The organism is Streptantibioticus silvisoli (assembly GCF_027947535.2).
Lineage (GTDB): Bacteria > Actinomycetota > Actinomycetes > Streptomycetales > Streptomycetaceae > Streptantibioticus_C > Streptantibioticus_C silvisoli.
Window position 1 is genome coordinate 21,229 of sequence record NZ_JAAGKO020000036.1, and the last position, 16,163, is coordinate 37,391.

The following is a 16,163-nucleotide window of genomic DNA, read 5'->3' on the forward strand; positions in this document are numbered from 1 at the left end:
GGGCGCGCGCCGCGCCGCCGGGCCGACGACGGGCCGGGAATCCACCGCGTGACCGGCCCGGAAGGCGCCGACGGGCATCCCATAGGGGTGGTTAGGGGGTTGTGTGCGACGCGCGCGGGTTCGTAGGGTCGGAGACGATCTTACTCTTCAACGATTGTGTATGTATTCATTCCTGGAATGGTGACGGTGACCGGCCGCCGTTTCCCCTGAATGGATGGCGCGCGTCAGGTGTCGGGCCTGGCGGTCCGGAGAAGGTGGCATCGAGTGGCGGACGACCAGAAATACCTCGACTACCTCAAGCGGCTGACCGTTGATCTGCGGCAGGCCCGTCGCCGGCTGTCGGCCGCTGAGGCGCGCGAGCACGAGCCGATCGCGATCGTCGGCATGAGCTGCCGTTATCCGGGCGGCGTGCGCACCCCCGAGGAACTCTGGCAACTCGTCACCTCGGGCAATGACGGAATCACCGAGTTCCCCGCCGATCGCGGTTGGGAACTCGACGCGTTGTTCGACCCCGATCCCGACCGCCAGGGAACCTCGTACGTGCGCGAGGGCGGTTTCGTACACGAGGCGTCGGGATTCGACGCCGGCCTGTTCGGGATCTCGCCGCGTGAGGCGCTGGCGATGGACCCGCAGCAGCGGCTGATGCTGGAAACGTGCTGGGAGGTCTTCGAACGCGCCGGGATCGACGCGACATCGCTGCGCGGCACCGAGACCGGGGTCTTCATCGGCTCGTCGTCGTCCGCCTACGGCGCGGGCGTGCGCAAGCTCCCCCAGGGGATCGAGGGCCACCTCCTCACCGGCAACGCCCCCAGCGTGGTGTCCGGCCGGGTGTCGTACACCTTCGGCCTCGAAGGCCCCGCGGTCACCGTGGACACCGCGTGCTCCTCGTCGCTGGTGGCGTTGCACCTCGCCGTGCAGGCGCTGCGCAGCGGTGAGTGCTCTTTGGCGTTGGCCGGCGGTGTGACCGTGATGGCGACGCCGGGGATCTTCACGGAGTTCAGCGCCCAGCGCGGACTGGCCGCCGACGGCCGCTGCAAGTCGTTCGCCGCGGGGGCGGACGGCACCGGCTGGGGCGAGGGCGCGGGCATCCTGCTCGTGGAGCGGTTGACGGACGCCCGGCGCAACGGCCATCAGGTGCTCGCGGTGGTGCGAGGCAGCGCGGTGAATCAGGATGGCGCCTCGAACGGGTTGACGGCGCCGAACGGTCCGTCGCAGGAGCGGGTGATCCGCCGGGCCCTGGTGAACTCGCGGGTCGAGGCGTCCGACGTGGACGTGGTGGAGGCGCACGGCACCGGAACCGTGCTGGGCGACCCGATCGAGGCCCAGGCGCTGCTGGCCACCTACGGCCAGGAACGGCCTGCGGAGCGGCCGCTGTGGCTCGGATCGATCAAGTCGAACATCGGTCACACCCAGTCCGCGGCCGGCGTGGCCGGTGTCATCAAGATGGTGATGGCGTTGCGGCACGGGGTGTTGCCGCGATCGCTCCACGTGGACGAGCCGTCGCCGCACGTCGACTGGGCCTCCGGTGCGGTGGAGTTGCTCACCGAGGCGCGGGAGTGGCCGGCGGTGGAGGGGCGTCCGCGCCGGGCGGCCGTCTCGTCGTTCGGGGTGAGCGGGACGAACGCGCACGTGATCATCGAGGCGCCGGTCGACCGGGTGGAGGAAGCGCCGTCCGAGGACGAGGCGCCTTCGGTCGAGGTGGCGGCTGAGATGGCTGCTGTGGTGGTGCCGGTGGAGGCCGGTGTGGTGCCGTGGGTGGTGTCGGCGGGTTCGGCGGAGGCGTTGGGGCGGCAGGCGGAGCGGTTGGGTTCGCATCTGGCCGGGGTGTCGGATGTCCGTGTGGTGGATGTGGCGTGGTCGTTGGTGTCGTCGCGTGCTGGGTTGGAGCATCGTGCGGTGGTGCTGGGTTCCGATGTCGAGGTGTTGCGGGGTGGGTTGGAGCGGTTGGCGTCGGGTGGCGATGCGCCGGGTGTGGTGCGTCGGGTGGGTGAGGTGGGTTCCGGGGGGGCGGTGTTCGTCTTCCCGGGTCAGGGTTCGCAGTGGGTGGGGATGGCGCGGGAGTTGCTTGACGCCTCGCCGGTGTTCCGGGAGCGGATCGAGGAGTGCGAGCGGGCGCTGAGCGCTTTCGTGGACTGGTCGTTGCTGGAGGTGTTGCGCGCCGAGGGTGATGAGGGCGCGGCGTGGTTCGATCGCGTTGACGTCGTTCAGCCGGTGTTGTGGGCGGTGATGGTGTCGTTGGCGGGGTTGTGGCGTTCCGCCGGTGTGGTGCCGTCCGCTGTGGTGGGGCATTCGCAGGGTGAGATTGCTGCTGCGGTGGTGGCGGGTGGGTTGAGTGTGGAGGATGGCGCGCGGGTGGTGGCGTTGCGGAGTCGGGCTATTGGTGAGGTGTTGTCGGGGTTGGGTGGGATGGTGTCGGTGGCTCAACCGCGTGCCCTGGTGGAGGAGTTGATCGGTGGGTGGGGTGCGGCGGTCTCGGTGGCGGCGGTGAATGGTCCGTCGTCGACGGTGGTGTCGGGTGACGCGGCGGCGTTGGACGAGTTGTTGGAGTTGTGTGAGGAGCGGGGGGTCAGGGCGCGTCGGGTTCCGGTGGACTACGCGTCGCATTCGGTGCATGTGGAGCGGATCCGGGAGCGTTTGCTGGCCGAACTCACCGTTTCCCCGCGGCAGTCGGGTGTTCCGTACTACTCCGGGGTGACCGGTGGGTTGGTGGACACCGCAGGTTTGGATGCGGAGTACTGGTATCGGAATTTGCGGGAGACGGTGGAGTTCGAGGGGGTGACGCGGAGTCTGCTGGAGGCGGGCCGGTCGTTGTTCGTGGAGGTCAGCGCGCATCCGGTGCTGACGGTGGGTGTGGAGGAGACGGTCGCGGAGGCGGGTGCGGCGGCTGCGGTGCTGGGGACGTTGCGGCGTGGTGAGGGCGGCACGCAGCGGTGGTTGACGGCGTTGGCCGAGGGTTATGTGCATGGGTTGCCGGTGGACTGGCGTGCGGTGCTGGAGCCGTTCGGTGGCCGCACGGTCGACCTGCCCACGTACGCCTTCCAGCACCAGCACTACTGGCTGGTGTCGGAGGAGACCGACGCGCCGCTCGCGGTGGACCCGGCCGAGGCCGAGTTCTGGGCGGCCATCGAGCGCGGCGACGTCGACGAGATCGCCGGCACGCTGCGGCTGGAGACCGGCGACGAACTCGCGGCCGTGCTGCCCGCGTTGTCCTCCTGGCGCCGCGCCCGGCGGGACCGGTCGACGGTGGACTCCTACCGTTACCAGGTCTCGTGGAAGCCGGTCGGCGACCCGGCGTCCTGCGCGCTGTCCGGGACGTGGCTCGTCGTCACGCCGCGCGGCCTGGCGGAGAGCGAACCGGCCGCCCAGTGCCTGCTGGCGTTGCGGGAACACGGCGCCGAGGTGCTGGAACTCGTCGTCGAGGACGACGGGATGGACCGCTGGGCGCTGGCGGAACAGCTCGACGACCTGGTGTCGATGGGCGACATGCCCACCCACCTGCTGTCGCTCCTCGGCCTCGACGAGAGCGAGCACCCGGACGAGGCGGGAGTGGGCGTCGGCGTCACCGCCACGGCGTGCCTGGTCCAGGCCCTGATCGACATCGGTCTGGAGATCCCGCTGTGGTGCGTCACCACGGGCGCGGTCTCGACCGGCAGGTCCGACGGCCTGCGCAACCCCGTCCAGGCGCAGGTGTGGGGCCTCGGCCGGGTGGTGGCGCTCGAACAGAGCGCGCGGTGGGGCGGTCTGGTGGACCTGCCCGACGCACTGGACGAGCGCGGCCGGGCCCGGCTCGCCGCCGTCCTTGGCAGCCGCGCCGCCGGTGAGGACCAGCTCGCCGTGCGGTCCTCCGGCGTGTTCGCGCGACGGCTGGGCCGGGCGCCGATGCCCCAGGGTGCCGTCGCGGAGTGGGTGCCGTCCGGCCCGGTGCTGGTCACCGGCGGCACCGGCGCGCTCGGCGCACAGGTCGCGACGTGGCTGGCCGGCCGGGGCGCGCGGCGACTGGTCCTCACCAGCCGCAGCGGTCCCGACGCGCCGGGAGCGGCCGAACTGGTGGCCCGACTGGCCGAACTCGGCGCGACCGCGACCGTCGCCGCCTGCGACGTCGGCGACCGCGCGGCGCTGGCGGCGCTGCTGGCCGAGCACCCGGTGACCGCGGTGGTCCACGCTGCGGGCATCGACGTGTCCATGCCGCTGACCGACATCGAGCCCGGGGACCTCGCCGACCTGTTCCGCGCGAAGGTGACGGGCGCGGTCAACCTGCACGAACTGCTCGCCGACCGGCCGTTGGACGCCTTCGTGACGTTCTCCTCGATCGCCGGGATCTGGGGCAGCGGGAGCCAGGCCGGCTACGCGGCGGCCAACGCGTTCCTCGACGCGCTGGCCGAGCGGCGGCGGGCCGACGGCCTGCCGGCCACCTCGGTGGCCTGGGGCGCGTGGGCGGACGCCGGCATGGCGACCCGCGGAGGCGCGGGGGAGTACCTGCGCAGCCGGGGGATCGACCCGATGCCGCCGCAGCTGTGCGTCGCGGCGCTCGCCGCAGCCGTCGATCGCGGCGAGAGCGGTGTGACGGTCGCCAACGTGGACTGGGAGCGGTTCGCCCCGGCGTTCACCTCCGGCCGCCCCAGCCCGCTGATCGGCGATCTGCCGGAAGTACGGGCCGTGTTGGGCGCCGACGCCGGCCGGACGGCGGACGACGGCGACGTGCTGTCGGCCCTTCAGCGGGAGATCGCGCGGGCCGGCACCGACGAGCGGGCCCGGGTCGTGCTGGAGGTCGTCAGGTCGGCGACCGCCTCCGTGCTGGGCTACCAGGACCTCGCAGCCGTCGAGCCCGACCGGCCCTTCAAGGAGATCGGGCTGGACTCGCTGACCGCGGTCGAGACCTGCAAGCGGCTCAGGACGGCGACCGGCCTGCGGCTGCCGGCCACCCTGCTCTTCGACTACCCGACCCCCCGGGCGCTCAGCCGGTTCCTGGTGGACGAACTCACCGGTGCCGACGCCGGTGCCGCCGACGTGGCGCCGTCCACCGTCGTCGACGCCGACGAGCCGATCGTCATCGTGGGGATGAGCTGCCGCTACCCGGGCGGCGTCGCTTCGCCCGAGGAGCTGTGGGACCTGGTCGCCGCCGGCGCCGACGGCGTGTCGGGCTTCCCGACCGACCGCGGCTGGGACCTGGCGACCCCCGAGGGCGGCTACACCCCCGAGGGCGGCTTCGTCTACGACGCCACCACCTTCGACGCGGGCCTGTTCGGCATCTCGCCGCGGGAAGCCGTGGCCATGGACCCGCAGCAGCGCGTGCTGCTGGAGGCGTCCTGGGAGGCGCTGGAACGGGCCGGGCTGGACCCGCAGTCGCTGCGCGGCAGCCGGACCGGTGTCTTCGTCGGCGCCTCCACCTCCGGCTACGGCGTGGGTATGCGGCTGACGGCCGGACTGAGCGGCCACTACATCACCGGTACGTCGGCCAGCGTCATGTCCGGCCGCATCGCCTACTCCTTCGGCCTCGAAGGTCCGGCGCTCACGGTGGACACCGCGTGCTCGTCGTCCCTGGTCGCGCTGCACCTGGCCGGCCAGGCGCTGCACGGCGGGGAGTGCTCGATGGCCCTGGTGGCCGGCGTCGCGCTGATGACCAGCCCCGACATCTTCGCCGAGTTCAACACCCAGAGCGGCCTGTCCACCGACGGCCGCTGCAAGTCGTTCGCCACCGCAGCCGACGGCACCGGCTGGGGCGAGGGCGTCGGCGTCCTGCTGCTGGAACGGCTGTCCGACGCGCGGCGCAACGGGCACCAGGTGCTGGCGGTCGTACGCGGCAGCGCCGTCAACCAGGACGGCGCGTCCAACGGCCTGACCGCGCCCAACGGCCCCGCGCAGCAACGCGTCATCCGGCAGGCGCTCGCCAACGCCCGGCTCACGTCGTCCGCCGTGGACGTCGTCGAGGGACACGGCACCGCCACCACCCTCGGCGACCCGATCGAGGTGCAGGCGCTGCTGGCCACCTACGGCAAGGAGCGCCCGGCCGACCAGCCGCTGTGGCTCGGATCGCTGAAGTCGAACATCGGCCACACCCAGGCCGCGTCCGGCGTGGCCGGCGTCATCAAGATGGTGATGGCCATCCAGCAGGGCGTCCTGCCCAGGACGCTCAACGTCGACGAGCCGACGGCGCACGTGGACTGGTCGGCCGGCGCGGTGGAACTGCTCACCGACGCCCGGCCGTGGCCGCGGACCGGCGAACCCCGCAGGGCGGCCGTCTCCTCCTTCGGCGTCAGCGGCACCAACGCGCACGTCATCATCGAGCAGGCGCCCGCGCCGCAGGAGGAAGCCCCCGCCGCGCCCGCCGCGACGCCCCCGCGCACGCTGCCCTGGCTCGTGTCGGCCAGGACCGCCGCCGGACTGCGGTCCCAGTGCGCCGCCCTCGCCGCCCACACGCAGGACCGCCCCGACGCGGCCGTGCTGGACGTGGCACGCTCCCTGGCGACCTCGCGGGCCGGCCTGGAACACCGGGCCGTGGTGTTCGCCGCCGACCCCGCCGGCTTCCGGGAGGCGCTGACCGCGCTGGCCGACGGCGACCTGCCGCCCGGCGCCGTACGGGGAACCGTCCGCGAGGGCCGCCTCGCCTTCCTGTTCACCGGTCAGGGTGCGCAACGTGCCGGTATGGGTGCCGGGTTGTACGCCGGGTTCCCGGTGTTCGCGGAGGCGTTGGACGCGGTGTGTGCGGGGTTGGACGGGGAGTTGGACCGTCCGTTGCGTGAAGTGATGTTCGCCGATGGTGCGTTGCTGGATCGGACGGCTTATACGCAGGCGGGGTTGTTCGCGCTTGAGGTGGCGTTGTTCCGGTTGGTGGAGTCGTGGGGTGTGACGCCGGACTTCTTGCTGGGGCATTCGATCGGTGAGGTGGCGGCGGCGCATGTCGCCGGTGTGTTGTCGTTGGATGACGCGTGTGTGCTGGTGGGTGCGCGGGGTCGGTTGATGCAGGCGTTGCCGGCGGGTGGGGCGATGCTGGCGGTGGAGGCTGCTGAGGCGGATGTTGTCGCGGAGATCGAGGACCGTCCCGAGGTGAGTGTGGCGGCGGTGAACGGGCCGTCGTCGGTGGTGGTTTCCGGTGATGAGGATGTGATCGCGGAGCTGGAGTCGGCGTGGCGGGATGCTGGTCGGCGGGTGAAGCGGTTGGCCGTTTCGCACGCGTTCCACTCGCCCCGCATGGAGGCGATGCTCGATGAATTCGCCGCCGTCGCCAGCGGATTGACCCTGAACGCACCACGTATCCCGATCATCTCCAACCTGACCGGTGCCCCCGCCGACCCCGAGCTGATCCGGACCCCCGCGTACTGGGTGCGGCACGCACGGGAGGCGGTCCGGTTCGCCGACGGTGTCCGGTGGCTGCACGACGAAGGGGTCACCCGCTTCCTCGAACTCGGCCCCGACGGCGTCCTGACCGCCATGGCCGGGGAGTGCCTGCCCGCCGGCGACGCCACCGTGCTCGCCCCCGCCCTGCGCGCCGAACGCGACGAGGCCGAGACCGCCCTGCGGATGATCGCCGCCGCGCACGCGCACGGCGTCCGGATCGACTGGTCCGCCGTCTTCGCCGGCTGGGGCGGCCGGAAGGTGGAACTGCCCACCTACGCCTTCCAGCGCGAGCGGTACTGGCTGGACACCTTCGTCGAGCCCGCGGCGTTCGGCGGCGGTGCCGCCGAGGCCGAGTTCTGGGCGGCGGTGGAGGGCGAGGACCTCACCGCCGTCGCCGACGCGCTGCGCCTGGACCCCGACACCGTGGGGGCCGTACTCCCCGCGCTGTCCTCCTGGCGCCGCAAGCGCCAGGAGCAGTCGACGGTCGACGGCTGGCGCTACCGCGCCGCCTGGCGGGCGCTGACCGACCTGCCGGCCGGTACCCTCTCCGGCACCTGGCTGGTCGTCGCACCCGCCGGGTCCCCCGCGGCCGACGATGTCGCCGCCGTCGTACGTGCCCTGGGCGACGGCGGAGCGACGGTCGCCGACCTCGTGCTCGACGTCGAACGGGACGACGCCGCCGCCGTGGCCGACCGGCTGCGGGAGGCGGCCGACGCCGCGGGCGGCCTGGCCGGGGTGCTGTCCCTGACCGGACTCGACGAGGACGGCCACCCCGGCCACCCGGGGCTGACCCGCGGTCTCGCCGCGACGGTCGTGCTGCTCCAGGCCCTGGTGGCGGCCGGCATCGACGCGCCGTTGTGGGCGGCCACCCGTGGCGCCGTGGCGGTCAACCGCTCCGACCGGCCCGCCGCCGCGACCCAGGCCCAGGTCTGGGGGCTGGGCCGCACGGCCGCCCTGGAGTTCCCGCAGCAGTGGGGCGGGCTGCTCGACCTGCCGGAGTCGCTGGACCGGCGCGCCGGCACCCGCCTGGTGGCGGTGCTCGCCCACGGCACGCAGGACCAGGTCGCCGTGCGCGGTTCCGGGGTCTACGCCCGGCGGCTGGCCCGCGCCCCCCTCGCGGCCGGCGCCGAACGGCGTGAGTGGCGGCCGAACGGCACCGTGCTGATCACCGGCGGCACCGGCGCCCTCGGCGCGCGGGTCGCCCGGGTACTCGCCGAACGCGGTGCCCGCAAGCTCGTGCTGACCAGCCGCCGGGGCATCGACGCCCCCGGGGCGCCGGAACTCGTCGCGGAACTGTCCCGCTCGGGCACCGAAGCGGTAGTGGTCGCCTGCGACATCGCCGACCGCGCCGCGCTGGCCGCCCTGCTCGCCGCGCATCCGGTGACCGGCGTGGTCCACACCGCCGGGGTCATCGACTCCGTGCCGCTGGCCGACGCCGGGCCGGCCGACCTGGCCGAGGTGCTGCGTGCGAAGGTGTCGGGCGCGGCCCACCTCGACGTGTTGCTGGCCGGCGTCCCGCTGGAGGCGTTCGTGACGTTCTCCTCGATCGCCGGGGTGTGGGGCAGCGGGGGACAGGCCGCGTACGCGGCGGCGAACGCCTTCGTCGACGCCCTCGTCGAGAACCGCCGCGCCCGCGGGCTCACCGGCACCTCGGTGGCGTGGGGACCGTGGGGCGGGGGCGGCATGCTCGCGGCCGAGGGCGGCGAGGAGTACCTGCACCGCCGCGGCCTGGCCGCCATGGACCCCGAACTGGCGCTGCGCGCGCTCGCCGACGCCGTCGACCACGACCTCGGCTGCGTCACCGTCGCCGACGTCGACTGGGCGCCGTTCGCCGCCGCGTTCACCTCCCGCCGGCCCAGCCCGCTGCTCGCCGAACTGCCGGAGGCCGCCCCCGCGCGCGCCGCCGAGGACGAGCAGGCCGGATCCGCCGAACTGCGCGGGCGCCTCGCCGCGATCGGCCCCGACGACCGGCTGCGCGTCCTGGTGGAACTGGTCAGGTCCGGCGCCGCCGAGGTGCTCGGCCATGCCTCCGCCGAGGTCATCGAGGCGGAACGGCCGTTCAAGGACCTCGGCTTCGACTCGCTGACCGCCGTGGAACTGCGCGAGCGGCTGTCGCAGGTCACCGGCCTCGTCCTGCCCACCACGCTGGTCTTCGACCACCCGAACGCCACGGCCCTGGCCCGGCGGCTGTCCGACGAGCTGGGCATCACCGCCGCGGAACAGAGTCTGCCGCGGACCGGTGGCACCGCCGTCCCCGGTACGGATGAGCCCATCGCGATCGTGGCGATGAGCTGCCGCTACCCCGGCGGCGTCCGCTCCCCGGAGGACCTGTGGCAGCTGGTCGCCTCCGGCACGGACGGCATCGGCGCCTTCCCCACGGACCGCGGCTGGCTGGTCGGCGACGACGACGCCGACCAGGACGACGCGATGACCCGCGAGGGCGGTTTCGTCCACGAGGCGCCGGGTTTCGACGCCGGCCTGTTCGGGATCTCGCCGCGTGAGGCGCTGGCGATGGATCCGCAGCAGCGGCTGATGCTGGAGGCCTGCTGGGAGGTCTTCGAACGCGCCGGGATGGACCCGACCTCGCTGCGCGGCAGCCAGATCGGTGTCTTCGCCGGCATGAACAGCCACGACTACCTCGCCCTGATCTCCGGCGTCGCCGGGGTCGAGGGCTACGTCGCCACCGGCAGCTCCGCCAGCGTGGTGTCGGGCCGGGTGTCGTACACGTTCGGTCTCGAAGGCCCCGCGGTCACGGTGGATACGGCGTGTTCGTCGTCGTTGGTGGCGTTGCATCTTGCGGTGCAGGCGTTGCGGGGTGGTGAGTGTTCGTTGGCGTTGGCGGGTGGTGTGACGGTGATGGCGACGCCGGGGATTTTTGCGGAGTTCAGTGCGCAGCGTGGGTTGGCGGCTGATGGGCGGTGCAAGTCGTTCGCGGCGGGTGCGGATGGTACGGGGTGGGGTGAGGGTGTGGGTGTGTTGCTGGTGGAGCGGTTGTCGGATGCGCGGCGCAATGGTCATCGGGTGTTGGCGGTGGTGCGGGGTAGTGCGGTGAATCAGGATGGTGCGTCGAACGGGTTGACGGCGCCGAACGGTCCGTCGCAGGAGCGGGTGATCCGGCAGGCGCTGGTGAACTCGCGGGTCGAGGCGTCGGACGTGGACGTGGTGGAGGCGCACGGTACCGGCACGGTGCTGGGTGACCCGATCGAGGCGCAGGCGCTGTTGGCGACGTATGGGCAGGGTCGGGCTGCGGGGCGGCCGTTGTGGTTGGGTTCGGTGAAGTCGAACATCGGTCATACGCAGGCTGCTTCGGGTGTGGCGGGTGTGATCAAGATGGTGATGGCGATGCGTCGGGGTGTGTTGCCCGCGACGTTGCATGTGGACGCGCCGTCGCCGCACGTGAACTGGGCTTCGGGTGCGGTGGAGTTGCTCACCGAGGCGCGCGAGTGGCCGCAGGTGGAGGGGCGTCCGCGCCGGGCGGGTGTTTCGTCGTTCGGGGTGAGCGGGACGAACGCGCATGTGATCGTGGAGGCGCCTTCGGTCGAGGTGGCGGACCGTGCCCCGTCGGACGACCTGGCCCCTTCAGAGGACCTGGCTCCCTCGGACGTCCTTGCCGCGTCGGATGTCCTGGCTCCTGCGGCGGCTGCGGCTGTGGCTGGGGCTGTTGTGGTGCCGTGGGTGTTGTCCGGTGGTTCGGCGGGTGCGTTGGCCGGTCAGGCGGAGCGGTTGCTCGGGCTGTTGGAGGGTGTGTCGGAGGCGGCGGTCGTGCCGGGTGTGGTGGATGTGGCGTGGTCGTTGGTGTCGTCGCGTGCGGTGTTGGAGCATCGTGCGGTGGTACTGGGTTCTGATGTTGAGGTGTTGCGGGGTGGGTTGGAGCGGTTGGCGTCGGGTGCGGATGCTCCGGGTGTGGTGCGTCGGGTGGGTGAGGTGGGTTCCGGGGGTGCGGTGTTCGTCTTCCCCGGGCAGGGTTCGCAGTGGGTCGGCATGGCCCGGGAGTTGCTTGACGCCTCACCGGTGTTCCGGGAGCGGATCGAGGAGTGCGAGCGGGCGCTGAGCGCGTTCGTGGACTGGTCGTTGCTGGAGGTGTTGCGCGCCGAGGGTGATGAGGGTGTTGCGTGGTTCGATCGCGTTGACGTCGTTCAGCCGGTGTTGTGGGCGGTGATGGTGTCGTTGGCGGGGTTGTGGCGTTCGGTGGGTGTGGTGCCGTCGGCGGTGGTGGGTCATTCGCAGGGTGAGATTGCTGCTGCGGTGGTGGCGGGTGGGTTGAGTGTGGAGGATGGTGCGCGGGTGGTGGCGTTGCGGAGTCGGGCTATTGGTGAGGTGTTGTCGGGGTTGGGTGGGATGGTGTCGGTGGCTCAACCGCGTGCCCTGGTGGAGGAGTTGATCGGTGGGTGGGGTGCGGGGATCTCGGTGGCGGCGGTGAATGGTCCGTCATCGACGGTGGTGTCGGGTGATGCTGCCGCGTTGGACGAGTTGTTGGAGTTGTGCGGGGAGCGGGGGGTCAGGGCGCGTCGTGTTCCGGTGGATTACGCGTCGCATTCGGTGCATGTGGAGCGGATCCGGGAGCGTTTGCTGGGTGAACTCACGGTGTCTCCGCGGCAGTCGGGTGTTCCGTATTACTCCGGGGTGACCGGTGGGTTGATGGACACCGTGGGGCTGGATGCGGAGTACTGGTACCGGAATCTGCGGGAGACGGTGGAGTTCGAGGGGGCGACGCGGAGTCTGCTGGAGGCGGGCCGGTCGTTGTTCGTGGAGGTCAGCGCGCATCCGGTGCTGACGGTGGGCGTGGAGGAGACCGTTGCGGAGGCGGGTGCGGCGGCTGCGGTGCTGGGGACGTTGCGGCGCGACGAGGGCGGCACGCAGCGGTGGCTGACCGCGCTGGCGCACGGTTACGTGCACGGGTTGCCGGTGGACTGGCGTGCGGTGTTGGAGCCGTTCGGTGGCCGCCGGGTCGACCTGCCCACGTACGCCTTCCAGCACCAGCACTTCTGGCCGGAGACGTCGCAGCTCCCGACGAACGTGGCGTCGGCCGGACTGACGGCCGTGGGGCACCCGTTGATCGGTGCGGCGGTCCAACCGGCCGACAGCGAGGGCACGTTGTGGACGGGACGGCTGTCGCTGGCCACGCACTCCTGGCTCGCCGACCACGCGGTGATGGACACCGTCCTGCTGCCCGGCACCGCGTTCGTGGAACTGGCGTTGCAGGCGGGCGACCAGCTCGGCTGCCCCGTGGTCGACGAGCTGACCTTCGAGGTGCCGCTGACGTTGCCGGAGCGGGCCGGGGTCCAGCTCCAGGTCGTCGCCGGCGCGCCGGACGGTGACGGACGGCGGACGGTCACCGTCCACTCGCGGCCGGAGCGGTCCGGCGCCGACCAGCGGTGGACCCGGCACGCCACCGGCACGCTGGCACCCGGCACCGCCGCTCCCGGCTTCGACCTGGTCGCCTGGCCGCCGCCGGGCGCCGAACCGCTCCCGGTCGACGGCTTCTACGAGGCGCTGGCCGACGGCGGTTACGGCTACGGCCCGGCCTTCCGGGGGCTGACGGCGGCGTGGCGCTGCGGCGAGGAGGTCTTCGCCGAGGTCGCCCTCCCCGACCACATACGCAAGGACGCCGCGTCGTTCGGCCTGCACCCGGCCCTGCTGGACGCGGCCCTGCACGCGGCCGGACTCGGCGGACTGCTCGGCGCGGACGGCCCGGCGAAGCTGCCGTTCGCCTGGAGCGGGGTGTCACTGCACGCCACGGGCTCACCGGCGCTGCGGGTGCGCCTGACGCCGCTGGGCACGGACACCCTCGCGGTCGCGGTCGCCGACGCGACCGGCGCCCCGGTCGCCCGGGCCGAGTCGCTCACCCTGCGCCCGGTCTCCGCCGCCCAACTGCGCGCCAACCGCGGTGGCGGCGCGTCGGACGCGCTGTTCCAGGTGGAGTGGACCCCGGTGACCGCGGACGAGCCGTCGGCGGCCTTCCGCCTGACGGTGGTCGGGCAGAGCGAACCCGTCGAACTCATCGAGTCCGGCAGGCAGGTCTCCTGGTACCAGGACATGGCCGCGCTGATGGCCGCCGTGGACGCCGGACTGTCCGTACCCGAACACGTCGTGTGGTCCCCGGCGGCGGCCGGCACCGTGCGGGAGGCCACCGACGAGGCGCTGGCGACCGCGCAGGAGTGGCTGCGCGACGAGCGCCTCGCCGACGCCCGCCTGGTCGTGGTGAGCCACGGCGCGGTGGCGGTGAACGCCGGGGAGGACGTGCCCGACCTGCCGGCGGCGGCGGCCCGGGGCCTGCTGCGTTCCGCCCAGTCGGAGAACCCCGACCGGATCGTGCTCGTCGACCTCGACGCCCGTCCCGGCTCTTGGCAGGCGCTGCCCGCGGCACTGACCGCGGACGAGCCGCAGGTGGCCGTACGCGCCGGACAGCTGCTGGCGCCCCGGCTGGTCAGGGCCGGCGAGAGCGCGCTGATCCCGCCCGCGGCGGGCGAGCCGTGGCGGCTGGACACCACCGGCCACGGCGCGCTGGACGGGCTGGCGCTGCTGCCCGCGCCCGCCGCGTCCGCGCCGCTCGCCCCCGGCGAGGTCCGCGTCGCGGTACGCGCCGCGGGGGTCAACTTCCGTGACGTGGCGATCGCCCTGGGCATCGTGCCGGACCAGGCCGTGATGGGCACCGAGGGCGCCGGAGTGGTGCTCGAAGTGGGCTCCGCGGTCACGGACCTCGCCGTCGGCGACCGCGTCTTCGGACTCCTCGCGGGCTGCTTCGCACCGGTGACCGTGGCCGAGCGCCGCGCCCTGGTGCGGATGCGGCCCGGCTGGACGTTCGCCGAGGCCGCCTCGCTGGCGACGGTCTTCCTGACCGCCTACTACGGGGTGGTCGACCTCGCCGGCGCCAAGGCCGGGGAAACGCTGCTGGTGCACTCGGCGGCCGGCGGCGTCGGCATGGCCGCCGTACAGCTCGGCCGCCACCTCGGGCTGGAGGTCTTCGGCACCGCGAGCGCCGGCAAGGAGGACGTGCTGCGCTCGTGGGGGCTGGACGACGACCACATCGCGTCGTCGAGGACGCTGGACTTCGCACCGCACTTCCGGGTCACCACCGACGGGCGGGGCGTCGACATCGTCCTGAACTCGCTGGCCGGGGAGTTCGTCGACGCCTCCATCGAACTGCTGGCGCCCGGTGGCCGATTCATCGAGATGGGCAAGACCGACATCCGCGACGCCGCCGAGCTGGACGAGGAGTACCCCGGCCTGTCCTACCGGGCGTTCGACCTCGCCGAGGCCGGCGCGGAACGCCTCTTCGCGATGCTGGCCGAGATCCTGGACCTGCTCGACCGGGGCGCGCTGCGGATGCTGCCCATCACCGCGTGGGACCTGCGGCAGGCGGTGGACGCCTTCCGGTTCATCAGCCAGGCCCGGCACATCGGCAAGAACGTGCTGACCCTGCCCGCCGCCCTGGACCCGCGGGGCACGGTGCTGATCACCGGCGGCACCGGCGTACTGGCCGGGGCGCTGGCCCGGCACCTGGTGCACGAGCACGGCGTACGCCACCTGCTGCTCGCCGGCCGGCAGGGCCCCGCCGCCCCCGGCGCCCGGGAGCTGGCCGCCGAACTGGCGGAAGCCGGGGCACGGGTCGAACTGGCCGCGTGCGACGTGGCGGACCGGGAGGCGCTGGCCGCGCTGCTGGCCGCCGTACCGGCCGAACACCCGCTGACCGGTGTGGTGCACGCGGCCGGCACGCTGGACGACGGGGTCTTCGACACGATGAGCCCGGAGCGGCTGGACGCGGTCCTGCGGCCGAAGGCCGACGCGGCGCTCCACCTGCACGAGCTGACCCGTGACGCGGACCTGGCGATGTTCGTGCTGTACTCGTCGGCGTCGGCCACGTTCGGCTCGCCGGGCCAGGCGAACTACGCGGCGGCCAACGCCTTCCTCGACGCCCTCGCGCAGCACCGCAGGCACCAGGGGCTGCCCGCGGTGTCGCTGGGCTGGGGGCTGTGGGAACAGGCCAGCGCCATGACCGGACACCTGTCGGGCACCGAACTGGCCCGGGCGACACACGCGGGCGGTCCGCTGAGCACGGCCCAGGGCCTGGAACTGTTCGACACCGCCGTCGGACTGGGCCGGGCGCACCTGGTGCCGGTCAACCTCGACCCGGCAGCGCTGCGCGGCCGGCCCGAGGACGCCGCCGGGGTCCCGGCGCTGTTCCGCGCCCTGGTACGCGCCCCGCGCCGCCGGGCGGCCGACGCCGTGCGGACCGCGCCGGCCTCGCTCGCCGACCAGCTCACCCGGCTGCCGGTGGCCGAGCGGCGCCGGACGCTGGTGGAGCTGGTCAGGACGCACGCCGCCACGGTGCTCGGGCACCCCACGCCGGAGGCGATCGGCGCCGACCGGCCGTTCCGGGAGGTCGGGTTCGACTCGCTGACCGCGGTCGAACTGCGCAACCGGCTGGGCACCGCGACCGGGCTGCGGCTGCCGGCGACCGCGGTCTTCGACTACCCCACGCCCGGCGAGCTGGCGGCCCACCTGGTCACCCGGCTCGTGGCCGCACCGCCCCCCGGGCCGGCGCCGGCCGGCGACGTGGTCGACGAGGTCGAACGGCTCACCGCCCGGCTGGAGTCGATGACGGACGACGCGCTGGACCGGGCCCGCCTCGGCGACAGCCTCCAGGCGCTGGTGCGCAAGCTGGCCGCGCTGACCGGCGCCGCGGACGGCCAGGTGGCCGACAAGCTCCAGGACGCGTCGGCCGACGACGTCTTCGCCTTCATAGACAACGACCTCGGCGTCTCGTGAGCGCGCTCGCGCCAGGTGCAATGACCGACGAATAGGACAGGGTCGGATGGCCAACGAAG

Annotated in this window: 1 protein-coding gene; it reads left to right on the forward strand. The window is 73.1% G+C overall.

The genetic code is table 11. The annotated features are described in order from the left end of the window. The first annotated feature begins 264 nt into the window (after window positions 1-264). The gene (locus POF43_RS22580; protein ID WP_282704718.1) at window positions 265-16,104 is read left to right on the forward strand and encodes a type I polyketide synthase; all 15,840 of its coding nucleotides are present in this window, start codon (window positions 265-267) and stop codon (window positions 16,102-16,104) included. The last annotated feature ends 59 nt before the right edge of the window (window positions 16,105-16,163 follow it).